The sequence below is a fragment of the Actinokineospora sp. UV203 genome, assembly GCF_056323665.1.
In genome coordinates this window covers 600168-625233 of the sequence record NZ_CM150484.1, presented here as the reverse complement: position 1 = coordinate 625233, position 25066 = coordinate 600168, and the positions used below count along the sequence as shown (strand labels likewise).

Sequence of the window (25066 nt, the reverse complement as noted above, 5' to 3'; positions counted from 1 at the left end):
CGCGATTCGCTTGCGGCAGGCCCTTTCGACCGCGCGATGCTCGCGGCGTTCGCCGAACAGGTGGGCGAAGGGGTTGTGGCGGACCTTGGGTGTGGACCCGGTCGGATCACCGCACACCTGCGCTCCCTTGGCGTGGACGCCTTCGGTATTGATCTGTCGCCTCGGATGATCGCGGTGGCACGTCAGGCCCATCCAGGCATCCGGTTCGATGAGGGGACGATCAGCGCGCTGGATCTGCCCTCTGGGGAACTTCGTGGGGTGGTCGCTTGGTACTCGATCATCCATACGCCACCCGGGTTACTGCCGGAGGTGTTCGCGGAGTTCCATCGGGTGCTCGCGCCTGGTGGGCACTTGTTGCTCGCGTTCCAGGTTGGGGACGAGCGCAAGGCGATTACCTCGGCGTACGGACATGCGGTGTCGTATGACGCCTACCGGCTGCCGGTCTCCCTCGTCGAGGGGTTGCTGGTGGAGGCTGGGTTTGACGTGCGAGCTCGGCTGGTTCGGGAGGCGGTGGGGAAGGAGACGACCCCGCAGGCGTATCTCTGGCTCGACAGGCAGGCTGTAGCTGCTGATGCCTGACGCCCGACGCCCGACAACCGACGCCCAGGCGAGGCCCAGGCGAGGCCGCCCAACACACTGCGGCTTCGGGTGGTTGGGCTTTATTCGGGGCGGAGATGGCCCTACCCTCGCGGGGGTCGGGGGTTCCCTTTCCCCACCTTCTCGACCCGCAGGGCCATCTCAGGGGTCCCCGAATCAAGCCCAACCACCCGAAGGTGCACCACCGCCCCAGCTCGGTGTGGACGCGGGAGCCAGCCGAACCACCCGAAGGCGCACCACCCACCAAAGAGGCGGCCCGATGGCGTTCTACATACCGCTGAAAGACAACAGCTTCGAGTCCACCGAGCACACAGCAGGCCCCTGGTCCCCCGACAGCCAACACTTCGGCCCACCGACGGCTCTGATCGCGCGAGCGATGGAAGCCCTTCCCGCAACGCAACCATTGATGATCGCCCGAATCACCGTCGAGATCCTCGGCCCTCTTCCACTCGCGACAGTCCACGTCCACGCGACCGTCGAACGCCCGGGCAAGTCAGTCGAACTCCTGGCGGCGGAGATGACCGCGAACGACCGGGTGGTGGCGCGGGCACGGGCATGGCGAATGGCCACATCGGACTCCGAGTCAGTGCGGACCACAGACGGAGACCCGCTGAAAACACCGGAGGAAGGCATTCCCCTGAGCAGGCCCGAAGGGTGGGGAGGCGGCTACCTCGACGCCATGGAGATGCGGGCGCTCAGCGGGTCCCTTGCGGACCCCGGTCCGGCCACGGTGTGGGCGCGGCAGCGGGTGGCGCTGGTCAAGGGTGAGGAGCCCACCGGTCTGCAGCGGCTGCTGGCTTTCGCCGACTCCGGCAACGGCGTCTCAAGCCTGCTCGACCCGCGCCGGTGGTACTTCATCAACACCGAGTTGACCGTCCACTTGCGCAGGCAGCCCGAGGGTGAGTGGATCGGCATGGACGCCCACACCGAGGTCGGTGACCACGGCGTCGGGACGGCTTTCACCGTCCTGCACGACCGCCGGGGCCCGCTCGCCCGAGGAGCCCAGGCCCTCCTGATCAAACCCCGCTGACCCGCGAGTCCCCACTCCCCGACGATGAGTTCTCACTTCGCCGGTGGACAACCCGACCCGAGATGAGAACTCGGGGTCGGGAAGTGGGGACTCGCGGGGCGGTCAGAGCCTGCAGGCCCGGATGTCGGACGCGAGGACGGCCTTGGCGCCCAGCGCCGCGAGCCGGTCCATGATCGCGTTGACTTCCTTGCGCGGGACCATGGCGCGCACGGCGACCCAGTCGGCGCTGGCCAGTGGGGCGACCGTGGGCGACTCCAGGCCGGGGGTGATCTCGATGGCCGCTTCGAGCAGCGACTGGTGGCAGTCGTAGTCCAACATCATGTACTGCTGGGCGAAGACGACACCCTGCAGCCGCGCCGCGAGCTGGTCGCGTGCCGGTGAGGGCTCCGCGGTGGCGCGCTGCACGAGGATGGCCTCGGAGACGCAGATGGCGTCGCCGAAGGCCACCAGGTTGTGCTGGCGAAGCGTGCGACCCGAGCCGACGACGTCGGCGACCGCGTCGGCCAGGCCGAGCTGGATGGAGATCTCGACCGCCCCGTCGAGGCGGATGACGTCGGCGGTCACGCCGTGCCGGGCGAGGTCGTCGATGACCAGGTTCGGGTAGGACGTGGCGAGCCGCTTGCCGTCGAGGTCGCCGACCTTCCAGTCGCGGCCCGCGGGGGCGGCGTAGCGGAAGGTGGAGCCGCCGAAGCCGAGGGCGAGCTTCTCCACGACCGGCGCACGGGAGTCGAGCGACAGGTCGCGGCCGGTGATGCCGAGGTCGAGTTCGCCGGACCCGACGTAGATCGCGATGTCCTTCGGCCGGAGGAAGAAGAACTCCACCTCGTTGGCCGGGTCGATGACGGTCAGGTCACGAGACTCGTGGCGCTGCCGGTAGCCCGCTTCGGTGAGCATCTCGGACGCGGCGACAGCCAGCGCCCCTTTGTTCGGTACTGCGACGCGCAGCATGGGGGAACTCCTGGGATCGAGGGTGCGGTGACGGCCTACCGGTCACAGATGTCGGTAGACGTCTTCCAGCGTCAGGCCCCGGCCGATCATCAGGACCTGCACCCGGTAGAGGAGTTGCGACACTTCCTCCGCCAGCTCGTCGTCGGTCTCGTGTTCGGCGGCGATCCACACCTCGCCCGCCTCTTCGAGAACCTTCTTGCCTTGCGCGTGCACACCGGCGTCCAGCGCCGCGACCGTTCCCGAGCCCTCAGGCCGGGTCTTCGCCCGTTCGCTGAGTTCGGCGAACAGTTCGTCGAACGTCTTCACGAGCGACGATCCTTCCATCCCCGCCCCGGACGCAGGCAACAAGGGGACCGAGGTCACCCGGTCGTGCCCACCGCGACGGCCAGGCAGGCGCCGCCGAGCACCACGCAGAGCGGTGCGTACACCCGCAGATCCCAGTATGCGAACTCCGTGCCCTTGCGCGCGGACGTGATGAACCCGGACACCCCGCGCAACAGGAGCACCCCGGCGACGGTCGCGGCGCCCACCGGCACACCCCACTGCGGCCCGATCACCCCGACAATCCCGGCGCGGGCAGCGACCAGGTAGGCCGCCGCGAACAATGCAATCGCCACCAGCGCCGTCAAGAACGTGTTCGGCAGATCATCGGCCTCCACCCCCACCACCTTGCGGGCGAATTCCTCGCGCGTCCGCACCGGCCACGGGCTGAACATCCACACCACGTGAAAGGCCCCCACCAGCACCAACACGGTCGCGGCGACACCTCCGAGCACCATCATGAGCCACTCCCTCAGTCCTCCATACAGCACTGTATGGATGTCCGTACAGTACTGTACGGGCGTGACGAAGCCCAGACTCGGCCGTGCGGACTGGATCACAGCGGCCCTCACCGCCCTGGCCGGCGGCGGCGTGGCCGCGGTCGCCGTCGACCCCATCGCCACGGCGCTCGGCGTGACCCGGGGCAGCTTCTACTGGCACTTCGAGAACCGCGCCGACCTGCTGCGCGCGGCGCTGGAGTGGTGGGAGCAGGAGGGCACCAAGACGGTCATCGACCAGGTCGGCCACATCGCCGACCCGCACGAGCGGCTGCGCTCGCTGTTCCGCATCGCGCTGACCGAGGATCCGACCGAAGGGCTCGAGCCCGCGCTGGTGGCCCACGCGAACGACCCGATCGTGGCCCCGGTCCTGAACCGGGTGACCGCCCGCCGGATCGACTTCCTCACCGAGGCCTACACCGACGCGGGCCTACCGGCAGCGCGGGCCCGGATGCAGGCCCTGGTCACCTACTCGGCCTACGTCGGCTGGACGGAGTTGCGCCACGCGACGCCCGAGATCGCCCATGAGACGGTCGACGACCCGGCCGCGCTGACCTATCTGATCGAGACCCTGGTCGAAGCGGGCCGCTCAGCCTGACCCGGCCACCAGGGCGCGCAGCACCTCGGGGCCGACACCGACCAGCGACTCCCGCAGCACCCGCCGCTCCCCCGCCGCCACCGGCACGTCACAGGGCACCACGAGGACGAGACAGCCCGCGGCGACCGCCGACGCCGTCCCAGTGGGCGAATCCTCGACCGCCACACAGCCCGCGGCGTCCACACCGAGGAGCTTGGCGGCCTTCAAGTACGGGTCCGGCAACGGCTTGTTGAGCCCGTCCACCTCGTCGCCGCACACCGACACGTCGAAGAAGTCGCGGCCCACGGTGTCCAACGCGACCTCGGCCAACGCGCGCTCGGTCGAGGTGACCAACGCTGTCGGCAACCCGGTCTCGCGCACGGCGCGGAGGGCTTCCTGCGCGCCGGGGCGGAAAGTCGCCTTGGTGGCGAACAACTCCACCATCCGAGAGTCCACATAGGCCACGGCTTCACGAACCTGCTCCGGACTCGGCGTGATCCCCGCCGAGCCGAAGAGCAGACCCATCGTCGTCGGAATGTTCGTGCCCACCATGGCACGACGGGTTTCGACCGACAGCGGAGCGCCGAGCTGTTCGCCGAGTTCGTAGAGCGGGATGTCCCACAGCTTCTCGGAGTCGAGCAAGGTGCCGTCGAGGTCCCAGAGCACGGCCTCGGGCAGGCCACCCTCCATAGTGGACGGTCGAGTCACGAAATCCCCTGTCAGGTGTTGAAGTACTTGGCTTCCGGGTGGTGCAGCACGATCGCGTCGGTCGACTGTTCCGGGTGCAGCTGGAACTCCTCCGACAGCTTCACGCCGATCCGCTCCGGGTCGAGCAGGTCGACGATCTTCGCGCGGTCCTCCAGGTTCGGGCAGGCGCCGTAGCCCAGCGAGAACCGCGCGCCCCGGTAGCCAAGGGAGAAGTAGTCGATGATGTCGGCCGGGTCCTCGTCGGCCACCGCCTTACCGGTCGCGAACGTCAGCTCCTCGCGGATGCGCCGGTGCCAGTACTCGGCGAGCGCCTCCGCGAGCTGCACACCGAGGCCGTGGACCTCGAGATAGTCGCGGTAGGCGTTCGCCGTGAACAGCTCGTTGGCGAAGTCCGCGATGGGCTGGCCCATCGTCACCAGGCTGAAGCCGACGACGTCGACCACACCGGACTCGCGGGGGCGGAAGAAGTCGGCCAGGCAGAGCCTGCGCTCCTTGCGCTGGCGCGGGAAGGTGAACCGGGTGCGTTCCGGCGCGTCGACGCTCGGCTCGGTGAGGATCACCAGGTCGTCGCCTTCGGACACGCACGGGAAGTACCCGTAGACGACGGCCGCGTGCGCCAGGACGCCCTCGGTGGCGAGCCGGTCGAGCCAGTGGCGCAGCCGCGGGCGGCCCTCGGTCTCGACCAGCTCCTCATAGGACGGGCCGGCGCCGCCGCGCACGCCCTTGAGGCCCCACTGGCCCATGAAGGTGGCGCGTTCGTCGAGCATCGCGGAGTAGTCCGCCACCGGGACGCCCTTGATGATCCGGTTGCCCCAGAACGGCGGGTTCGGCACCGGGACGTCAGTGGACACATCGGACCGCGCGGGCTGCTCGACCTCTTCGGCTGATTCCTTCGCCTTGCGCGCCTCCGCGATGCGCAGCGAACGCTCACGGCGGGCCCGGCGTTCGGCGGCCTTCGCCTTCATGTCCTCGTCGACCAGCGGCGACTCGCCGCGCTTCGCGGCCATGATCGCGTCCATCAGCCGCAGGCCCTCGAAGGCGTCACGCGCGTAGCGGACGTCGCCGAGGTACATGTCAGTGAGGTCGTTCTCCACGTAGGCGCGGGTCAGCGCCGCCCCGCCGAGCATCACCGGCCACTTGGCGGCGACGTTGCGGGAGTTCATCTCCTCCAGGTTCTCCTTCATGATCACCGTGGACTTGACGAGCAGGCCGGACATGCCGATGACGTCGGCGCGGTGTTCCTCGGCGGCGTCGAGGATGGTCGTGATGGGCTGCTTGATGCCCAGGTTCACCACGTCGTAGCCGTTGTTGGACAAGATGATGTCGACGAGGTTCTTGCCGATGTCGTGCACGTCGCCCTTGACCGTGGCGAGCACGATGCGGCCCTTGCCGTCGTCGTCGGACTTCTCCATGTGCGGCTCAAGGTGCGCGACGGCCGCCTTCATGACCTCGGCGGACTGCAGCACGAACGGCAGCTGCATCTGCCCTGACCCGAACAGCTCGCCGACGGTCTTCATCCCGGAGAGCAGCGTGTCGTTGATGATCTGCAGGGCCGGGCGCTCCTTGAGCGCCTCGTCCAGGTCGGCGCCGAGGCCCTTGCGCTCGCCGTCGACGATGCGCCGCTCCAGCCGGTCGAACAGCGGCAGCGCCGCCAGCTCCTGGGCGCGGGTGGCCTTGGAGGAGGCCACGGTGGCGCCCTCGAACAGCTCCATCAGCTTCTGCAGCGGGTCGTAGCCCTCGCGGCGGCGGTCATAGATCAAGTCCAGCGCCACGGCCCGGCGCTCGTCGGGGATGCGGGCCATGGGGACGATCTTCGAGGCGTGCACGATGGCGGTGTCCAGGCCGGCCTGGACGCATTCGTGCAGGAACACGCTGTTGAGGACCTGGCGGGCGGCCGCGTTGAGGCCGAAGGACACATTCGACACGCCCAGGGTCGTCTTGACCTCCGGGTAGCGCTGCTTGAGCCGCCGGATCGCCTCGATGGTCTCGATCGCGTCCTTGCGGACCTCTTCCTGGCCCGTGGTGATCGGGAAGGTCAGGCAGTCGACGATGATGTCGCCGACCCGCATCCCCCAGTCGTCGACCAGGGCATTGATCGTGCGCGCGGCGATGCGGACCTTGTCCGTCGCGGTGCGGGCCTGGCCCTCCTCGTCGATGCACATGACGACGACGGCGGCGCCGTGCTCGCGCACCAGCTCCATCATCCGGTAGTAGCGCGACGTGGGGCCGTCGCCGTCCTCGAAGTTGACCGAGTTGACCGCGCAGCGGCCGCCCAGGCGCTCCAGGCCGGCGCGGACGACCTCGGGCTCGGTGGAGTCGAGCATGATCGGCAGCGTCGAGGCGGTGGCCAGCCTGCCCGCCAGCTCGGCCATGTCGACGGCGCCGTCGCGGCCGACGTAGTCGACGCACAGGTCGAGCATGTGCGCGCCGTCGCGGGTCTGGGCGCGGGCGATCTCGATGCAGTCGTCGAACTTGCCGTTGAGCATGGCGTCGCGGAACGCCTTCGAGCCGTTGGCGTTGGTCCGCTCGCCGATGACCAGCACCGACGCGTCCTGTTGGAACGGCACCGCCTGGTAGAGCGACGACACACCCGGCTCGGGGCGCGGCTTGCGGGGGGCCGGGGTCAGCTCGCGCACGGCGGCGACGACCTGGCGGATGTGCTCGCCGGTGGTGCCGCAACAGCCGCCGACGAGCCGGGTGCCGAAGTCGGTGACGAACGCGCTCAGCGCCACCGCGAGCTCGTCGGGCTTGAGCGGGTACACCGCGCCGTTCGGGCCCAGCTCGGGCAGACCGGCGTTGGGCATCACCGACAGCGGGATGCGGGCGTGCTTCGACAGCGTCCTGAGGTGCTCGCTCATCTCGGCGGGGCCGGTGGCGCAGTTGAGGCCGATCAGGTCGATGCCCAGCGGCTCCAGCGCGGTGAGCGCGGCGCCGATCTCCGTGCCGAGCAGCATGGTGCCGGTGGTCTCGACGGTGACCTGGGTGATGATCGGGACGATCCGTCCCTCGGCGGCCATGGCGCGCTTGGCGCCGATGATCGACGCCTTGGTCTGCAGCAGGTCCTGCGAGGTCTCCACGATGACGGCGTCGATCCCGCCGACCAGCATGCCGCGCACCTGCTCCTGGTACGCGTCGCGCAGGGTCGCATAGGGCGCGTGGCCCAGCGTGGGGAGCTTGGTGCCCGGGCCGACCGAGCCGAGGACGAACCGCGGGTGCTCGGCGGTGCTGAACTCGTCCGCGACCTCGCGGGCCAGGCGGGCACCCGACTCCGAGAGCTCGAAGATCTTCTCGGGGATGTCGTACTCGGCGAGGTTCGCGAGGTTCGCCCCGAACGTGTTCGTCTCGACGGCGTCGGATCCGGCCTCGAAATACTCGCGGTGGACCTGGCGCACGACGTCGGGGCGGGTGACGTTCAAAATCTCGTTGCAACCCTCGAGACCCGCGAAGTCATCAAGTGTGAGATCGACACCTTGCAGCATGGTGCCCATGGCCCCGTCCGCGACGAGGACACGGTCGTTGAGAGCTGCGATGAAGGGCGACACGACGCTATCCGGCATGTCGACCAGCCTACGATCTCCGTCCACCCGCACAGGGTCGTAGTCTTGCGCAGTGACAGATCCGGACCCGCACATGACTGCCGACGCAGAGCCCAAGGTCGAGCCGCAGGACCTCGTCGACCCCGTAATGGTGGCGGCGTTCGAGGGTTGGAATGACGCGGGAGACGCCGCGAGCACGGCAATCGAGCATTTGCAGCTCACTTGGGACGCCACTCCGCTGCTCGAGATCGACCCGGACGACTACTACGATTTCCAGGTGACGAGGCCCACAGTCCGCATGGTGGAAGGGGTCACCCGTCGGGTGGAATGGCCGACGACGCGCCTGTACGTGTGTCGCCCGCCGGGGTCCAACCGGGACGTGGTGCTCGTGCACGGCATCGAGCCGAACATGCGCTGGCGCAAGTTCTGCGCCGAGCTGCTCCAGCACGTCGACGATCTCAAGGTGAGCACCGTGGTGACCCTCGGCGCGCTCCTCGCCGACACTCCGCACACCCGGCCCGTCCCCGTGACCGGCACCGCCTACGACGCCAACTCGGCCGCCCAGTTCGGCCTCGAACGGTCCCGCTACGAGGGCCCGACCGGCATCGTCGGGGTGCTGCAGGACGCGTGTGTGCAGGTGGGGGTGCCCGCGATCTCCATCTGGGCGGCGGTCCCGCACTACGTGTCGCAGCCGCCGTCGCCCAAGGCCACGCTGGCGCTGCTGCACCGGGTCGAGGAGGTCCTCGACGTGGAGGTGCCGCTGGGCACGTTGCCGGAGCAGGCCGAGGAGTGGCAGCGGACCGTCAGCGAGATGGCGGAGGAGGACGAGGACGTCCGCAACTACGTCCGGGCGCTGGAGGAACGCGGCGACGCCGAGAACACCCTGAACGAGACCAGCGGCGACGCGATCGCCGCGGAGTTCGAGCGCTACCTGCGCAGGCGCAGGCCGGGCGGTTCGGGTCGGGGCAGCTCGGGGCCTGGGCCGACCGGGGTGTGACCGACGGCCGGTCGGGTGGTGGCGGGCCGCGGCAAGCCGCCACCCGGCGCGAAGCTCCCGACCGAGGCACCAGCGGCCTCCCCGGCACACCAAGTGGCCGTAAAGCGGCCTGACTTGGCGGAATCTGTCAGTCCATATCGGACAAACGGGCCGACGGGGCCGCATCGCGTCGGCCGCGCTAGCTGTCAGTCCATATCGGACAAACGGGCCGACGGGGCCGCATCGCGTCGGCCGCGCTAGCTGTCAGTGGTGGCGGGCCCAGGTGTGTGGGCCCGCCACCGGTCAGAGTTCGATCCCCAGTAGGGCGTCGATAGCCGCCTTGGCCTCGGCGGGGGCGTTGTCCTCCGTGCCCTCGCCCAGCCGAGTCTGCTCCGCCCACGCGTCGATGGCGGCGATCGCGGCGGGGGTGTCCAGGTCGTTGGACAGGTGTTCGCGGATCTCGGCGATCAGGGGTGCGGCGGCGACGCCCTTGGTCGCGTCGACCGCTTCGCGCCAGCGGGACATGCGGGTGATGGCCTCGTCGAGGACGTTGTGGGTCCAGGCGCGGTCGGTGCGGTAGTGCCCCGACAGCAGGCCCAGCCGCACCGCCATGATGTCGACGTTGTCGGCGCGCAGCCTTGAGACGAAGACGAGGTTGCCGCGGGACTTGGACATCTTCTCGCCGTCCAGGCCGATCATCGCCGCGTGTCCGTAGTGCTGGGCGAAGGGGTGCCTGCCGGTCAGGGCCTCGGCGTGGGCCGCGCTGAACTCGTGGTGGGGGAAGATCAGGTCCGACCCGCCGCCCTGGAGGTCGAAGCCCATGCCGAGGCGGTTGAGGGCGATGGCGCTGCACTCGATGTGCCAGCCGGGCCTGCCCGGGCCCAGTTCGCTGTCCCAGCTCGGCTCGCCGGGCCTGGCGACGCGCCAAAGCAGGGCGTCCAGGGGGTGGCGCTTGCCCAAGCGGTCCGGGTCTCCGCCGCGCTCGGCGAAGTATTTCGCCATGGTCGGCTCGTCGTAGCGGGACTCGGCGCCGAACTGGCCGCTTGCCTGGTGGTCGAAGTAGATGTCGGGGTACTCGGGGTCGTCGGCGTGGTAGGCGGCGCCGTTGGCGAGGAGTTTGGCCACGGCCTCGACGACCTCGGGGATCGACTCGACGGCCCCGACGTACTCGCGCGGCGGCAGCACTCGCAGCGCGGCCATGTCCTCGCGGAACAACGCCGTCTCCCGCATCCCCAGCACGACCCAGTCGTCCTGGTCGCGGGCGGCACGCTCCAAGAGCGGGTCGTCGATGTCGGTGACGTTCTGGACGTAGTGCACCTGGTGGCCGTTGTCCAGCCACACGCGGTGGACCAGGTCGAACGCGAGGTAAGTCGCCGCGTGCCCGAGGTGCGTGGCGTCGTACGGGGTGATCCCGCAGACGTACATGGTCGCGGTCGGCCCCGGGGTGGTCAGGCGGATCTCGCCCGCGCTGGTGTCGTGGAGCCGAAGCGGGCGCGGCGTGCCGGGCACCCGCGGCACCGGGTGGGATTGCCAGGTCTGCATGAACACGACATTAATCGCACCGGCTTCGGCGACCGGGTGAATTCCGTGTGTGGACGGCCTGTGCGACCAATTGTGTGACCTCCGTTACATACCCTGGTGGTGGGCCGATCACATAAGCAGGTGGGAGCACGCTGGGAGAGGGGCCGGGACCATGACCGATCCGCAGGACACGCCGCAGGGCGGCACGACTGGGCGCTATCTGGTGCTGATGGAGGACCACGCGGTCGACGAGGGCACCCGTCAGATGGGCGACGTGGCGGGCATCCGCGCCGCCAGCAACGCCGACACCGAGGACGCGGAAGTCGACTTCCAAGGCACCGAAGGGCTGGTGCTGCGCGAACTCGGCATCGCCATCGTCAACGCCGATCCCGACCAACTGGCCGCGCTGGACCGCGCGGCGCACGAGCCGGGTCCGCTGTCACTGGTTGAGCCGGAGCGACGGGTGTACGCGATCAGCGCGCTGCCCGCCGAGGAGCCGCTCGCGGTCGACGAGAGCCAGTTCACCTGGGGCACGCAGGCGGTGCGCGCGCAGCTGAGCGCGGCGACCGGCGAGGGCATCCGGGTGGCCGTGCTGGACACCGGTTTCGACGTCAACCACGCCGACTTCACCGGTCGCTCGGTCACGACCAGCTCGTTCATCCAGGGCGAGGACGTGCAGGACGGCCACGGCCACGGCACGCACTGCATCGGCACCGCGTGCGGCCCGCGCGACCCGGCGGAGGGCCCCGGCTACGGGATGGCCCACAAGTCGGAGATCTTCGCGGGCAAGGTGCTGAGCAACCGCGGATCCGGCACCGACGGCGGCATCCTCGCCGGCATCGCGTGGGCGATCACCAACGGCTGCCCGATCGTGTCGATGTCCCTGGGCGCCGCCACCCGCCCGGGCGACCCGTATTCGCGCACCTACGAGAGCGCCGCCAACCGCGCGATGGCGCAGGGCACGCTGATCATCGCGGCCGCGGGCAACGAGTCGCGGCGGCAGAACGGCCGGATCAACCCGGTCGGCCACCCGGCGAACTGCCCGTCGATCATGGCGGTCGGCGCGGTGGACGTGAACATGGCGATGGCGTGGTTCTCCTGCGGCACGGTCGACGAGATCGGCCAGGTCGACATCGTCGGGCCGGGCGTGGACGTGTACTCGTCGTGGCCCGCTCCGCTGGGGCACAACAGGATCAGCGGCACCAGCATGGCCACCCCGCACGTCGCGGGCGTGGCGGCGCTCATCGCCCAGACGACCGGCGCGCGGTCGTGGGAGTTGTGGGCGAGACTGTCCCAGATCGCACGGCGGCTGCCGCTGCCGTCCACCGACGTGGGAGCGGGGCTGGTGCAGGCGCCATGAACGACATCGACGAACCGCTCGAGCGGGTGATGGTCACCCTCGACGACGCCGGGCTGTCCCGGGTCGACGAGGTCGTGGCCGAGCTCCGCCGGGCCGGGATGGACGTCGAGCAGGTCATCGAGCCGGTGGGCACCATCACCGGCTCGGTGCCGCTCGACGCGCTGCACGCCGTGCAGGACGTGACCGGGGTGGACTTCGTGGAGCCGCAGGTGGCCGCGTTCCAGATCCCGGACCCGGACGACGACGTTCAGTAGGCACGCCTCGGGGCGTCCGCGGGGGCGAACTCGGGCAGGTCCTTGTGGGCGCCGTCGCGGACGGCCTGGCGGATCTGCGCGATGTTCTCCCGCAGCATGTCCGAGATCAGCTCGTCGGTGCGCGGGTCGGCGAGCATCTCCAGGACCACCCGCAGGGTCGCGTCGGTGACCGCGCCGACGATCTCGTCGTGGAACGGCAGCACCCGCAGCCTGCCGACCTGCCGGTCGTGCTTGAGCTTCTCCAGCACCATCTCCCGGATCTCCACCCGGTTCTCCTCCAGCGCGCCGGCGATGTTGCGGGCGTAGTGGCCGGTGCGCAGGACGGAGACGACCTCTTCGAGCACGGCGACGGTGAGCGGCTTCTTGACCACGTCGATGAGCAGGCCGCCGAAGCGCCCCATGGCCCGGTGGGCGAGTTCCTCGCTGACCGAGCGGTCCACCGGCATGTGCAGCCGGGTCATGATCACCGCGATCCGCCACACCCGCAGCAGCCGGAAGAGGCGGAAGGCCAGATGCGACACGGGGACCATGCCGATCACGTCATACCAGTTCAGCCGCAGGAACCTGCCGGTGAAGCCGGCTGAACGCCACCGCCAGAGGAACTCCACGGCGAACACCCCGCACAGCGCCCAGTCGATCCGGGTGATGAGGGTGGCGACGTCGGGTGCGGGCTTCCAGAACGTCCGGTAGGCCAGCAGCCCGACAGCCACGACCGCCAGCGCCAGCATCAGCCAGTCGTCAAGGCTGACCCGATGCTTCTTCGGCGAAGCCCCCAGTGAGATGACCATGCGCGTAAACATGTCATGACGGGCGGGAGCTGACCACCTAGCGGTACTCCGGGTTGTGGAAGTCGAAGCGGGCGCCCGCGTCCCACTTGGTGCGCTGGTTGCCCTGCGCCGGGAAGCCGCCCGCGTCGCGGAGCATCCGGGCCAGGTGCATGAGGTTCCACGTCATGAACGTGGTGTTGCGGTTGGTGAAGTCGTTCTCCGGGCCGCCCGACCCCTTGTCCAAATAGGAAGGTCCGGGGCCCGCTTCACCGATCCAGCCAGCGTCGGCCTGCGGCGGGATCGCGTAGCCGATGTGCTGCAGGCTGTAGAGGATGTTCTGCGCGCAGTGCTTGATCCCGTCCTCGTTGCCGGTGATCAGACAGCCCGCGACCCGGCCGTAGTAGGCGTACTGGCCGACGTCGTTGAGCACGCCGGACAGGGCGTAGAGGCGCTCGATCACCCGTTTGGTGACCGAGCTGTTGTCGCCGAGCCAGATCGGCCCGGCGATGACCAGGATGTCGGCGGCCATCACCCGCTCGGTGAGCGTGGGCCACTCGTCGCTCGCCCAGCCGTGCTCGGTCATGTCCGGGTAGACACCCGTGGCGATGTCATGGTCGACCGCCCGGAACTGGTCGACCGACACCCCATTGGTGGACATGATCCCGGCGGAGGCGTCGACGAGCCCTTGGGTGTTGCTCTGTTCGGGTGACCTCTTGAGGGTGCAGTTGATGAACAGGGCGCGCAGGCCGTCGAAGTCCGTCATCGGCGTCTCTCTTCCTTCACGTCGACGCCCCAGTGTCGCGCCCGCGGCCATACCTCGCCGGTCGGGCCGCCCGCGGGTACCCTTTCGCATTGCCTGGCAGGACGGGCAACTCGCGTACGCCCGTCGCGTCCTGGGAGACAGGACAACGCCCCGCATGGACCGGCAAAGGACGTGACGACCGCATGAGCGCACCCGGTTTCGCACACGAGGCTCTCGTGTACCGCGATGAGGCCGGCTACCTCGAGGGCACTAGCGCCTTCCTGCGCGCGGGCGTCGCCGCGGGTGAGGCGGTGTTCGCGCTGGTCCGGCCGGGCGCCATCGATGGCCTCCGGGAAGCGCTCAGCGCCGACGCGGGCCGCGTGCGGTTCCTCGACATGACCAAGGTCGGGCGCAACCCGGCCCGCATCATTCCCGCCCTGCGCTCCCTGATCGCCGACGCGGGTGACCGCCCCGCGCGGGCGGTCACCGAGCACACCTGGCCAGGCCGCAGCGAGGAGGAGACCGCCGAGGCCCTGCTGCACGAGGCGCTGGTCAACGTGGCTTTCGAGGACACCGACCTGCGCCTGCTGTGCCCCACGGATCCGGCGTTCCTGGCCAACGCCGAACAGAGCCACCCGGTCGTCATCGAGGGCGAGGAGCGCAGACAGAGCGACCGGTTCGACCCGAAACTGGCCGACACCGAGTTCGCGGGCGACCTCCCCGACCCCGAGACGGTTTCCGACGTCGCCCACTTCAACCTCGACGACCTGCCGGAACTGCGGGACCTGGTGACCATCCGAGCCAGCGGCTTCGGCCTGCCCCGCGCCCGGGCTCTGGACCTGACCCTGGCGACCAACGAGATCGTCACGAACAGCATCTGCCACGGCGGCGAACGCGGGACGCTGCGGGTGTGGGACGAAAAGTACGCGGTGGTGTGCGAGATCAGTGATGGGGGGCAGATCATGGACCCGTTGGTGGGGCGGATAGTGCCGACGCCTTCGGTTCCCGGCGGGCGTGGGGTGTGGCTGGCGAACCAGCTCTGCGATCTGGTTCGGATTCGGTCGACCGCTGTGGGGACTGTTGTGCGGTTGCACATGGCGAAGCCCTGAGCTTGTTTTGCCGGGTGTGCCTGTTTGGGGTGGGTCAGGCCGGTCAATCGGCGCGGGGGATCCATCGGCCGCCCGAATGCTGGACTCGTGACTGGCGCAGTGTCTCCAGATAGTCGGCGATATTCGAAAGCGCCTTGGGTGACTGCCACAGTGCCGTCACCTTCGGGTCGTCCTCTCCCCTGGCCGCCTCGATCCGACTGCGAGCGGGCCCATGCAGTTGCCGCTTCGTCAGCGCGAAAGCGGCAGGCGGAATTTGGGACAACGCACTCGCGCGGGTCAGGGCGCGGTCGAGTAGGTCGTCCGGTCCCACCACCTCGTCGATCAACCCGACCGACATGGCGGCCTGGGCATCCAGCACCGCGCCTGTGTTGATCAGCCGCTGGGCGTGGTGGCCGACCGCGTGGCGGACGATTTCCAGGGCAGCCACCGGGAACGGCACACCGACCAGCAGCTCCGTGAGCCCGATCCGGCCGGCCGACATGATTCGGTAGTCGGCGGCGGCGGCGATGACGCAACCCCCGGCGATCGCTGCCCCACCGACGGCGGCGATCACCGGTCGTGGACAGTCGAAGATGGCCAGGAACGCCTTGCTGAGGGCGGGCAGGAAGTCAGCGACGTAGTTCGCTCCGCCTTCCACGACGCGCCGGAGGTCAACGCCCGCGCTGAAGGCCTGGCCCGCGCCGGTGATGATCAGGCCGTCGGCGACGAGGCTGCCGACGGTGCGGCTGATGGCCTCGCACAGTTCGAGGTCGAGTGCGTTGACCTTGCCGTGGTCGAGCCGCAGGACAGCCAGGTCGCCGTGCGCTTCGACGGTGATCATGGTCCCTTCCCGGCACCCAGCCGGACCGCCGGGTCTCCGAGGACAATGTAATTCCGCGCGTCGTTGTTGGCCGTCCAGAGCGCGGCCAGGGTCTCGTCGTCGATCTTGCGGCCGAGCCCGCGCAGGGCGTCGAGGCGGGTGACCAACTCGGTGGCGATGGCGGCGTAGCGCTGGTTCAGGTACTCCATCGCCGCGCCGAGTCGCTGCCCGGCCAGCAGGGCGCGCAGGGTGCTGGCCATGGTGGCGATCTGCGGGTCGACGCCTTTCCACAGGAACGAGCAGCTCCACACCCGGTCCACGTGCCCGACGAAGCCGAGCACCCCGGCCGCCAGCAGCCGCTGCGGCAGCCGGGCGACGAACGCCCGGCCCGCGTCCAGGCCGCGGGGGAAGTCGGCCGCGGCGGGCGTCCCGGCGCCGTAGCAGGCGAAGGAGAACACCACGTCCGGTGTCGGCGTCCCGGTGACGTCGGCGCCGGCGAAGTACTGGTCGGCGGTCAGTGGCGCCGCCGCCATCGGGCCCGGCCAGTCCTGGCAGAGCAGGGCGCCCTGGATCTCGCGCATGTCCGGCTTCGCCGTGCCGATGCCGTGCGAGGCGGTGAACAGGACGCGGCCGGGGTGCGGCTCGGCCAGCAGCGCGGCCAGCCGGGCCTTGGTGGCCTGCTCGGCGACGTCGAACCCGACGGTGACCCCGTGGCCCGTGAGTTCTGTCCGAAGTGGCTCGACCAGCTTGGCCGCGCTCAGCGTGGTGGCCCGGTCGTCGGGGTTGCGGACGCCGAACAGGTGGATGCCCGGCGAATCGAGCGCTGTGCCCTCCGACATGCCCTCCGCCGCCAAGACGGCCTCGGCGTAGCGGGCGTAGTCGTCGAGGGTGTCGAAGTGCAGTCGGCCCACGGCGTACTGGACGTCGAGTTGGTACTGCAGGCTGAACGGCAACTCGGCCGGGTCGCCCGCCAGCAGCAGGTAGTACGGCACCCTCGCGGGCTCGGCGGGCCCGGGCCCGGCGCCGTAGCGGCGCAGGAACGCGGCGTCGTCCTCCCCCGGTTCGACGACCAGCTCCCGGTAGAGCGGGCCCGCCTGGGTGCGGCGCAGGTCCAGCAGCGGCCGCAGCGCGTCGAGCACCGGGCTCGCCGGGGTGGTGACCACCGCCCAGCCGACCGACGCCAAATCCCGCGGGTCGAACCCGTACTGGGTGCCGAACGTCGGCTCCCGCGCCTGGTCGCGCTTGCGCAGTGCGCGGACGTGCCGCTCCGGTGGGCTCTCACCGCGCGCGAGCGCCGCCAGGTCCTCGACGGTGTCCGGCGCGAACAGGTACCCGCCGGTGTCCGCGTCGACGCCGTTGACCGGCAGCTCCGTCATGTCAGCACCACCAGGAGCACAGCGAGCACCACGATCACCACCGCCTCGGCCGCGGCCAGCAGCGCGAGCCTGCTGGTGATCCCGCGCGCGCTCGCCAGCCCGGCCTCGCCGAAGGAGCGGACCAGGAACTCCCGTTCCACGTCCGCCAGCCCGGTCGCCGCGGGTCTCGGGGCCAGCCGAAGCGCGTCGCCGGTGAGCAGGAACGCGCTCTGCCGCTGGTTGCGGTGCCAGTCGTAGGCCGCCGCCTGCCAGGGTTCCAGGGTGGCGTGCCGCCACGCCGTGTTGGCGTCGATGACCGCGGTGATCAGCCGGTCGTGGGTCAGTTCGTACCAAGTCGTGCCCGCGCGGGTGTCCGCGCGGATCAGGTACGCGTCCTCCAGCGCGTCGAGCACGCGCACCCCGAGCTCACCGGGCACCGGCGGGTCGGTCGTCTGCGCCCGGAATCGGCGCGCGGTGATCAGCTCGTCCTCGAACCACTCGCGCACCGCCCGCTGATCGACGCCCAACTCGCGTTCCAGCTCGACGAGGGCGTTGCCGTAGTAGCGGCTCAGCGCCCGGTCGATATTGACGCGCTCGACGTCGCCCGTGCCGATCTCGTGGAAGTTCTCGCTGTGCGCCGCGGTGAGCCGCCACAGCGTGCGGCACACGACCTGCAGCTGGAATGGCTCCACATAAGGGGATCGCAGCCAGTGGTCGGATCCGCCGGGTCGGTCGACCCGGGCCCGGGCGAGCCGGTCGACCAGCTTCTCCGCCGCTCCTTCCACAAAGGACACCCGTTGTTCGGCGGCGGGCCTGCGCACGGCGGCGAGTGCCTCGTCGTGGTCGAGGAAGTCGAGCCGGAGCCGCGCCCGCAGCCTGCCTGGCAGGAACCGCAGGAACCGGTCCAGCCCACCCATGTAGTCCTCGCGCACCGCCAGCAGCGCGAACAGCGTGCCGTCCGCCAGGGCGGCGCCGAGTTGGCGGAAGAACTCGTCCTTGGCGTCGCGGTCGGTCGGGTCCAGCGCGAGGATCTCCTCAAGCTGGTCGATCACCAGGACACGGGCGGTGCCGTCGAGCAGCGGCGGCTCCAGGCGATCGACGATCTCCCCGACGGTGAGGTCGTCCAGCCCGGGTGTCTCGGCGCCGAGCAGGTCCACGCCGATGCTGTGCACGTACCGGTTGCCGCGCGCGGGCGCGGGCTTGTCGACCCGCGCCGGGGTGGTCGGCAGGAAGCCGTCGGAGCGCAGCATCCGCGCGACGGCCGCCTGGATCAGCGACGTCTTGCCCGCCCCGGACGGCGCGTGCAGCAGCACGACCCGCTCGGCGATGACCAGGTCGGCGAGTTCCCGCGCGACGTGCTGCCGGTTCGGCAGGTGCTCGTCGCGGCGGAACGCGCGCGGCCCGACGTACGGGTTCTCGGCAGGCAGCACGATCGGCGCCGTGTCGGCGCTCATGGCGCGTCGCCCCCGGCGTTGGCGCGCAGCTCGCGGAGGAAGTCCTTGGTGGCCGACCAGAACAGGCTGACCCGGTCCTCGCCGAAGTACGACTCCAGGTACCGCTGGGCGGCCTCGGGTTCGATGGTCTGGCTCTCCGGGCGCACCTGCACGCCGACGTGGGTGTTGGCACGCAGCCGGGAGCTGCCGCCGAAGCTCTTGATCCCCTGGAACACCACCCGGAAGTCCCAGTCGTCGAGCCGGTATCCCAGAAACATCAGAGAGTTCTTCATCAGCGACGCCGACACCGCGGGCGGGATCGACGGCCGCTGCTCGATCCACGCGGTGAGCCACTCGAAGTGGTCGTCCTCGGTCAGCACGACGGAGTCGGGATTGTCGAGCCTGCCGAACAGGTGGTACACCCACGGCTTCGCGACGGTCGGCGGCTCCAGCGTGTGCGGGTCGACCTGCTCGACCGTGTCGTTCCACGGGAAGCACAGCGTGACCGGGTCCTTGGGCTGCTCGTTCGCGCGCAGCGCCTGCTGTAGCAGGTCGGTCCACCCGGTGGTGACGTAGACCTTCACCGGCAGCGACGCCGCCGCCCGGTACGGCTCGTCCGGGTCGCGCTCGCGCAGCAGCCTGCCCAGTTCCAGGATCACCGGCTCGGGGTCGCCGCCGTCGAGGAGGTGCTGCGGGATCTCGGCGATCAGATCGTGGCTGCCCGCTCGGCGTCGCTTCTCCCGCAGGTCGCTCATCAGGTAGTCGAGAAGGAACGCGCGGACCTCGCCGGGTGAGCGGCCGACCCGCAGGTACTGGGCGACCTGGGCGAAATTGCCCTTCCCGGACGGCGCGATCGGCATCTGCCAGCGGCGCGCCCAGCGGCGGGCGATCTCCACCCGCGACCCGACGATGCCGTCGGCGAACCCGGGACCCAGGACCGGGGTGAACCGGCCGGTGCGCATCATCAGCGCCAGCGAACTCCACGTCTCGCGGCCGACGTCGGTGCGGTAGTAGGTGCGCCCGGACCGCAGCCGGGAGAACAGCACCGGCACCCACCAGTCGGGCCGGTCCCGGACCGCGGCGCGGGCGATGGCGACGGCCCGGTCGACCACGCCGTCGTCGGCGAACTCGGCGAAGAACTTCTCCGTGAAAGTCTGCGCGGTGGTCATGGTGACGTCGCCCTGCATCGCGATGACCGCGGCGATCCCGGCGCCCGCCAGCCGCGGCCCCAGCCCCGCGAGGGCGCCGCCGTCGTCGGACGCGGTCCCGGTTCCCGCCGAGCGGCACGACATCAGGACCGCCAGCATCGGCTTGGTCTCCAAGTGCTGGAACGACTCGACGAGCCTGCGCGCGTCCACCGGGTCGGCCTTGCCGTCCGCGGTCTCCAGGAACAGCAGCGGCACGTCCTTCGTGAGGGCGCCGTGGGCGACCAGGTACAGCACGTCGATAGGGTCGTCGCGGTCCTGCAGGCGGGCGGAGATCGCGGCCAGGGTCGCGGTGCCGCCCCCGCCGATGGCCTCGGTGCGGTATCCCTTCAGCGCGTCGCGGGCCCGGTCCAGTTCGCCGGTGAGGTCCACCGGCGCGAGTTCGCGGCCACCCGGGGCGTACTCCCCCACGTCGTTGGGCGCGGCCACCACGACGAGCGCGACCTGCTCGCTCGCCTTGCGCACCGGAACCGGGCGCCAGTCGGCACTGGAGAGGTACCGGGAGAACAGCACGGTCGAGTTCGTGGCGATCGGGTGGTTCGACACCGGGTCGCGCAACAGCTCCCAGCGGACCGAGTGGAACCTCGACGGACCGTCCACGTGCAACCGGACATGCACGGCCGCGGTGTGCGCGGCGGCCATCGCCTTCTCGTAGAAGCGGGCGATCTCGGAGTTTCCGAACACCATCCGGGTCAGCGCCTCGGCGTAGGCCTCGTCGTCGTCGACGAGATCGGCCAGCCCGGGCAGGTCGATCCGCAGCAGGTCGGCCGGGTGCTCCGGCCAGTCCACTGTGTCCACGCCGGTGTACCGCAGGCTCACATCGAACGCGTCCTGCTCCGAGTCGTACACCAGGCCGAACTCGAGGTCGGCATAGTCACCCGCCACGCCGATCACCTCCGTCCCTACATGGCAGAGGCGCGGACCAAGGCTCCAGATACGCAGAAATCAGCATTCACCCAGTAGCCCTCAGTACGCAAGAGTGCGCAGGTTGTCGCCCATTCGTGACCAACCCGGAGGCCGTACGATCTATGTCGTGAACGATGACCAGCTTGAACGCCGCATGAGCTCCCTCGAACGGGAGGTCGCCAGTCTCCGCGAACTCGCTGAGCATGCCAGTGACAACGCCGCCGCCGCTCGCGCGATGGCCTCCGGCGCCGACCGTGACGTGGCCGAGGTGCGCGGCGAACTTCGCGCACACACCTCCACACTCAACGCCCTCCGTGAAACCCAGCTGGAACACTCACACAAGGTCGACCGTCATCACGCCGAGAATCGGCAGGCATTCGCCCAGCTCGCCGCGGGTATGGAGCACATCACCACCCTGTTGACCTCGCACATCCAGGACCTCCCCGCGACGAGGCGTGAGCTCTAGGGGATGAGCTGCTGGACGGCCTTCATGATCCGCTTGTCGGAAATGGGGCCCGCCGTGCCGAGCATCTGCGCGAAATAGCTGACCCGCAGTTCCTCGATCATCCACTGCACCTCGCGGGCCTTGGCCGAGTCGCGGGCCGCGGGGCGGAGCTGGTTGAGCGCCTCGTGGTAGGCGTCCTCGAGGTCCTGGACCTGATGCATCCAGGAGGTATCGCGGTCCGGGCGCTCGGGAAGCTTGTCCAGCCTGCGTTCGATCCCCCGCAGGTAGCGCTCCACATCGGACAGCCGGGACCGGCCCGTGGCGGTGATGAAGCCCGGGTAGATCAGCCCGGCGAGCTGTTCGCGGATATCGGCCAGGGCTTCGACGAAGATCGGGCCGGACGTGCGGTCCAGCCGGGCGCGCACGTCAGTCCAGGCCATGACGGCCTTGCGGGCGCCGTCGAGGACGTCGAGGGTGGTGCCGATCAGGCCGACGCGAACGTGTTCGCGCAGCTTCTCAAAGCCCGCCTCGTCCCACGCCGGGCCGCCGCCGGAGGCGATCAGGTGGTCGGCGGCGCAGTCCACGCAGTCGGCGAGCAGGGCGGGGACGCCGCCGTGCGGGTTGTGTGACAGGGCGAGTTTCGCCTGGTTGGACAGGGTGCGCACGACCTGTTTAACCGGCGAGGGCACACCCAGCAGCACGAGCCGCCGCGTGCCGAGCCACATCGCGTGCCGCTGGTCGGTCTCGGTGTCGAGCATCCGCACCGCGACCGTGTCGCCCTCGTCGATGAGCGCCGGGTAGGCGGTGACGACCAAGCCGTTCTGCTCGGTGCGCTGGACCTTGGGCAGGGCGCCGATCGTCCACGCGGTCAGCCCGCGCCGCTCCAGGTCGACCGACGCCGCCGCGAGCGACTGGCGCAGCTTGGACTTGAGCTGGTCTTTCAGGGCGATCAGGTCTTTGCCCGTGGCCAGGGTCTTCTCGCCGTCGACGACCTGGAACGTGGTCCGCAGGTGCGCGGGGACGGCGTCGATCTGCCAGGCGTCGCGCGGGATGGTGACGCCGGTCAGCTTGCGCAACTCGCGGCCGACCGCCTCCGGCAGCGACTCCTCCTCGGCGCCGAGCCGGGTGACGACGGCCTTGGCGAAGTCCGGGACGGGGACGAAGTTGCGCCGCAGCGGTTTGGGCAGCGACCGGATCAGCGCGGTGACGATCTCCTCGCGCAGACCGGGGACCTGCAAGGAGAAGCCGTCACCGTGGAGCTGGTTGAGGACCGCGATCGGGACCTTCGCGGTGACCCCGTCGTCGGTGCGGCCCGGCTCGAAGCGGTAGGTCAGCGGCAGCGCCAGGCCGTGCTGCCGCAGCGTGTCCGGGAAGTCCTGCTCGTCGACGTCCTTCGCTGAATCGTTGACCAGCATGGACTTCGAGTACGTGAGCAGGTGCGGCTGGTCGTGCCGAGTCTTCTTCCACCAGGTGTCGAAGTGCCGCCCGGAGACGACCTCAGCCGGGATCCGCTGGTCGTAGAAGGCGAACAGCGTCTCCTCGTCGACCATGATGTCGCGGCGGCGGGCCCGGTGTTCGAGTTCCTCGACCTCGGCGAGCAGCTTGCGGTTGTCGTGGAAGAAGTGGTGCCGGGTCTGCCAGTCGCCCTCGACCAAGGCGTTGCGGATGAACAGGTCCCGCGACATCTCCGGGTCGATCCGGCCGTATTGGACCTTGCGGGACACCACGATCGGCAGGCCGAACAGGGTGACCCGCTCCATGGCCACGACTGAGCCCTGCTTGGCTTCCCAGTGCGGCTCGCTGTAGGTGCGCTTCACCAGGTGCTCGGCCATCGGCTCGACCCACTCCGGCTCGATGCGCGCCGCGATGCGGCCCCACAGCCGGGAGGTCTCGACCAACTCGGCGGCCATCACCCACCGCGGCGGCTTCTTCGCCAGCGTCGAGCCAGGGAAGATCGCGAACCGGGCGTTGCGGGCACCGACGTAGTCCTTGCCGTCCTTCGCCGCCGGGTCGCGGAAACCGATGTGGGACAACAGACCCGACAACAGTGCCATGTGGACGTTGCGCGGTTCGGCCCTGGTGTCGTTCGGGGTGATGCCGAGCTGGCGGACGACCTGGCGCAGCTGACTGTGGATGTCCTGCCACTCGCGGACCCGCAGGTAGTTCAGGAACTCCGCCTTGCACAGCCGCCGGAACCGATTGCCCGACACCTCTTTCTGCTGCTCGCGCAGGTAGTCCCAGAGCGCGAGGTAGGTCATGAAATCGGAGTCCGGGTCGGCGAACCGCGCGTGCATCTGCTGCGCCGCCTGCTGCTTCTCCTGTGGACGCTCGCGTGGGTCCTGAATGGACAGCGCGGCGGCGATCACCATGACCTCGCTGACACAGCCCGCCTTGTCCGCCTCGATCACCATGCGGGCCAGCCGCGGGTCGACCGGGAGCTGGGCGAGCTTGCGGCCCAGCGGGGTCAGCCGCTTGCGGGAGTCGGTCTCCGCCGGGTTGATCGCGCCGAGCTCGTGGAGCAGGTTGACGCCGTCGGCGATGTGCCGCTTGTCCGGCGGCTCGATGAACGGGAAGTCCGCCATCTCGCCGAGGTCGGCGGCGTTCATCTGCAGGATGACCGACGCCAGGTTGGTGCGCAGGATCTCCGGGTCGGTGAACTCCGGGCGGGCGAGGAAGTCGTCCTCACTGAACAGCCGGACGCAGATGCCGTCGCTGGTGCGGCCACAGCGGCCCTTGCGCTGGTTCGCCGAGGCCTGCGACACCGGCTCGATCGGCAGCCGCTGCACCTTGAGCCGGTTGCTGTAGCGGGAGATGCGGGCGGTGCCCGGGTCGACGACGTACTTGATGCCCGGCACGGTCAGCGAGGTCTCGGCGACGTTGGTCGCGAGCACCACCCGGCGGTTGGAGTGCTGCTGGAACACCCGGTGCTGCTCGGCGCTCGACAGCCGGGCGTAGAGCGGGAGGATCTCGGTGTTGCGCAGGTTCCTCGCGGCGAGCGCGTCGGCGGTGTCGCGGATCTCCCGCTCGCCGGACAGGAACACCAGGATGTCGCCCGGCCCCTCGGCGCACAGCTCGTCGACGGCGTCGAGGATGCCCTGGGTCTGGTCGCGGTCCGGGTCGGCGTCGGGGTCCTCGGGGTCGACCAGCGGGCGGTAGCGCACCTCGACCGGGAACGTGCGGCCGGAGACCTCGATGATCGGGGCGTCGCCGAAGTGCCGGGAGAACCGTTCCGGGTCGATCGTCGCCGAGGTGATGATCACCTTGAGGTCCGGGCGCTTGGGCAGCAGCCGGGACAGGTAGCCCAGCAGGAAGTCGATGTTGAGGCTGCGCTCGTGCGCCTCGTCGATGATCAGCGTGTCGTACTGGGTGAGGTCGCGGTCGTTCTGGATCTCGGCGAGCAGGATGCCGTCGGTCATGACCTTGACCAGGGTGCGCTCGCCGACCTGGTCGGTGAACCGGACCTTCCAGCCGATGCTCTCCCCCAGCGGCGTCCCGACCTCTTCGGCGACCCGCTCGGCCACGGTGCGCGCGGCGAGCCTGCGGGGCTGGGTGTGGCCGACCATGCCGGTGATGCCGCGGCCGAGTTCGAGGCAGATCTTCGGCAGCTGGGTGGTCTTGCCGGACCCGGTCTCGCCTGCGACGATCACGACCTGGTTGTCCCGGATCGCCGCGAGGATGTCGGCCCGACGCTGACTGATCGGCAGTTCCTCGGGATATTTCAGCTTCGGCACCGAAGCCCGCCGCGCCGCGACCCGCCGCGCCGCCGTCTCGATCTCCGCGCCGACCTTGGCCAGCAGCGCCTGCCGCTTCGTCTCGTCACGCAGGCCGCGGAGCCCGTCGAGCCTGCGCCCCAGCCGGTGCTGGTCACGCACCATCAGCTCGGGCAGGCGCTCACGCAGGTCGGAGAGAGAAGCGGCGGTGGTCATCGAGACCCAAGCCTAGGCAATGCCTCAAGCGGGTTTCACCCGGCGGCCTGTCCC

General features: G+C 69.9%; 21 protein-coding genes. 8 read left to right on the top strand and 13 right to left on the bottom strand.

The genetic code is table 11. The features are described 5' to 3' along the window. Positions 1 to 36: 36 nt before the first annotated feature. Both ACUZ2Y_RS02845 and ACUZ2Y_RS02840 read left to right on the top strand, forming a co-directional pair. Positions 37 to 579: a class I SAM-dependent DNA methyltransferase gene (locus ACUZ2Y_RS02845; protein WP_476326575.1), complete on the top strand. Its 543-nt coding sequence runs from the start codon at positions 37 to 39 to the stop codon at positions 577 to 579. 277 nt (positions 580 to 856) lie between these two features. After that, the gene (locus ACUZ2Y_RS02840; protein ID WP_476326573.1) at positions 857 to 1627 is read left to right on the top strand and encodes a thioesterase family protein; all 771 of its coding nucleotides are present in this window, start codon (positions 857 to 859) and stop codon (positions 1625 to 1627) included. Positions 1628 to 1729: 102 nt separating this feature from the next. Here the strand turns inward: ACUZ2Y_RS02840 and hisG are convergent, their stop codons facing one another. Genes hisG through ACUZ2Y_RS02825 form a run of 3 tightly spaced genes read right to left on the bottom strand, consistent with a single transcriptional unit; the run spans position 1730 to position 3357 of the window. Next, positions 1730 to 2575: an ATP phosphoribosyltransferase gene (gene hisG, locus ACUZ2Y_RS02835; RefSeq protein ID WP_476326571.1), complete on the bottom strand. Its 846-nt coding sequence runs from the start codon at positions 2573 to 2575 to the stop codon at positions 1730 to 1732. A 42-nt stretch (positions 2576 to 2617) separates the two neighbouring features. After that, positions 2618 to 2881 carry a phosphoribosyl-ATP diphosphatase gene (locus tag ACUZ2Y_RS02830; protein ID WP_091370230.1) on the bottom strand — a complete coding sequence of 88 codons (264 nt, stop codon included), beginning with the start codon at positions 2879 to 2881 and terminating at the stop codon, positions 2618 to 2620. 53 nt (positions 2882 to 2934) lie between these two features. Further along, positions 2935 to 3357 (bottom strand): DUF3995 domain-containing protein, encoded by a 423-nt coding sequence (locus tag ACUZ2Y_RS02825; protein ID WP_476326569.1) that lies wholly within the window; start codon positions 3355 to 3357, stop codon positions 2935 to 2937. Positions 3358 to 3418: 61 nt separating this feature from the next. Here ACUZ2Y_RS02825 and ACUZ2Y_RS02820 point away from each other — a divergent pair, with 61 nt between their 5' ends. Then, positions 3419 to 3991 carry a TetR/AcrR family transcriptional regulator gene (locus ACUZ2Y_RS02820; protein ID WP_476326567.1) on the top strand — a complete coding sequence of 191 codons (573 nt, stop codon included), beginning with the start codon at positions 3419 to 3421 and terminating at the stop codon, positions 3989 to 3991. On the opposite strand, the gene ACUZ2Y_RS02815 is transcribed toward ACUZ2Y_RS02820, so the two are convergent. After that, positions 3983 to 4660, bottom strand: a complete 678-nt coding sequence (locus tag ACUZ2Y_RS02815; RefSeq protein WP_476331542.1) for an HAD family hydrolase — start codon at positions 4658 to 4660, stop codon at positions 3983 to 3985. The two genes, ACUZ2Y_RS02820 and ACUZ2Y_RS02815, sit on opposite strands and share 9 nt — an antisense overlap. 29 nt (positions 4661 to 4689) lie before the next feature. Beyond that, a complete protein-coding gene (gene metH / locus ACUZ2Y_RS02810) occupies positions 4690 to 8235 on the bottom strand; it encodes a methionine synthase (RefSeq protein ID WP_476326565.1) in 3546 nt (1181 codons plus the stop codon). A 73-nt stretch (positions 8236 to 8308) separates the two neighbouring features. Between metH and ACUZ2Y_RS02805 the strand changes: the two genes are divergently transcribed. Continuing rightward, positions 8309 to 9211 carry a PAC2 family protein gene (locus tag ACUZ2Y_RS02805; protein ID WP_476326563.1) on the top strand — a complete coding sequence of 301 codons (903 nt, stop codon included), beginning with the start codon at positions 8309 to 8311 and terminating at the stop codon, positions 9209 to 9211. A gap of 282 nt (positions 9212 to 9493) precedes the next feature. Here ACUZ2Y_RS02805 and mshC read toward each other — a convergent pair whose 3' ends face one another. After that, positions 9494 to 10732, bottom strand: coding sequence for a cysteine--1-D-myo-inosityl 2-amino-2-deoxy-alpha-D-glucopyranoside ligase (gene mshC, locus ACUZ2Y_RS02800; protein ID WP_476326561.1), 1239 nt, complete (start codon positions 10730 to 10732; stop codon positions 9494 to 9496). Positions 10733 to 10883: 151 nt separating this feature from the next. On the opposite strand from mshC, the gene ACUZ2Y_RS02795 reads away from it, so the two are divergent. Both ACUZ2Y_RS02795 and ACUZ2Y_RS02790 read left to right on the top strand, forming a co-directional pair. Then, positions 10884 to 12071, top strand: a complete 1188-nt coding sequence (locus tag ACUZ2Y_RS02795) for a S8 family peptidase (RefSeq protein ID WP_476326559.1) — start codon at positions 10884 to 10886, stop codon at positions 12069 to 12071. Continuing rightward, positions 12068 to 12325: a hypothetical protein gene (locus ACUZ2Y_RS02790; protein WP_476326557.1), complete on the top strand. Its 258-nt coding sequence runs from the start codon at positions 12068 to 12070 to the stop codon at positions 12323 to 12325. Before ACUZ2Y_RS02795 ends, ACUZ2Y_RS02790 begins: the two co-directional genes overlap by 4 nt. On the opposite strand, the gene ACUZ2Y_RS02785 is transcribed toward ACUZ2Y_RS02790, so the two are convergent. Both ACUZ2Y_RS02785 and ACUZ2Y_RS02780 read right to left on the bottom strand, forming a co-directional pair. Further along, a complete protein-coding gene (locus ACUZ2Y_RS02785; protein WP_476326555.1) occupies positions 12319 to 13113 on the bottom strand; it encodes an ion transporter in 795 nt (264 codons plus the stop codon). The two genes, ACUZ2Y_RS02790 and ACUZ2Y_RS02785, sit on opposite strands and share 7 nt — an antisense overlap. A 37-nt stretch (positions 13114 to 13150) precedes the next feature. Continuing rightward, positions 13151 to 13855 carry a flavodoxin family protein gene (locus ACUZ2Y_RS02780; protein WP_476326553.1) on the bottom strand — a complete coding sequence of 235 codons (705 nt, stop codon included), beginning with the start codon at positions 13853 to 13855 and terminating at the stop codon, positions 13151 to 13153. Positions 13856 to 14037: 182 nt separating this feature from the next. Between ACUZ2Y_RS02780 and ACUZ2Y_RS02775 the strand changes: the two genes are divergently transcribed. Beyond that, entirely contained in the window at positions 14038 to 14943 is a 906-nt protein-coding gene (locus ACUZ2Y_RS02775) for an anti-sigma factor RsbA family regulatory protein (protein ID WP_476326551.1), read from the top strand. A gap of 43 nt (positions 14944 to 14986) precedes the next feature. Here ACUZ2Y_RS02775 and ACUZ2Y_RS02770 read toward each other — a convergent pair whose 3' ends face one another. The 4 genes from ACUZ2Y_RS02770 to ACUZ2Y_RS02755 are packed head-to-tail and all read right to left on the bottom strand — an operon-like array spanning position 14987 to position 20620. After that, positions 14987 to 15763 (bottom strand): enoyl-CoA hydratase/isomerase family protein, encoded by a 777-nt coding sequence (locus tag ACUZ2Y_RS02770; RefSeq protein WP_476326549.1) that lies wholly within the window; start codon positions 15761 to 15763, stop codon positions 14987 to 14989. Then, positions 15760 to 17118: a hypothetical protein gene (locus ACUZ2Y_RS02765; protein WP_476326547.1), complete on the bottom strand. Its 1359-nt coding sequence runs from the start codon at positions 17116 to 17118 to the stop codon at positions 15760 to 15762. Before ACUZ2Y_RS02765 ends, ACUZ2Y_RS02770 begins: the two co-directional genes overlap by 4 nt. Then, the gene (locus tag ACUZ2Y_RS02760) at positions 17115 to 18551 is read right to left on the bottom strand and encodes an nSTAND1 domain-containing NTPase (protein WP_476326545.1); all 1437 of its coding nucleotides are present in this window, start codon (positions 18549 to 18551) and stop codon (positions 17115 to 17117) included. Before ACUZ2Y_RS02760 ends, ACUZ2Y_RS02765 begins: the two co-directional genes overlap by 4 nt. Continuing rightward, positions 18548 to 20620 carry a CHAT domain-containing protein gene (locus ACUZ2Y_RS02755; RefSeq protein ID WP_476326544.1) on the bottom strand — a complete coding sequence of 691 codons (2073 nt, stop codon included), beginning with the start codon at positions 20618 to 20620 and terminating at the stop codon, positions 18548 to 18550. Before ACUZ2Y_RS02755 ends, ACUZ2Y_RS02760 begins: the two co-directional genes overlap by 4 nt. Before the next feature lie 148 nt (positions 20621 to 20768). Here ACUZ2Y_RS02755 and ACUZ2Y_RS02750 point away from each other — a divergent pair, with 148 nt between their 5' ends. Continuing rightward, positions 20769 to 21107 (top strand): permease, encoded by a 339-nt coding sequence (locus ACUZ2Y_RS02750; RefSeq protein ID WP_476326542.1) that lies wholly within the window; start codon positions 20769 to 20771, stop codon positions 21105 to 21107. Here the strand turns inward: ACUZ2Y_RS02750 and hrpA are convergent. Next, the gene (hrpA, locus tag ACUZ2Y_RS02745) at positions 21104 to 25012 is read right to left on the bottom strand and encodes an ATP-dependent RNA helicase HrpA (protein WP_476326540.1); all 3909 of its coding nucleotides are present in this window, start codon (positions 25010 to 25012) and stop codon (positions 21104 to 21106) included. The two genes, ACUZ2Y_RS02750 and hrpA, sit on opposite strands and share 4 nt — an antisense overlap. Positions 25013 to 25066 lie beyond the last annotated feature (54 nt).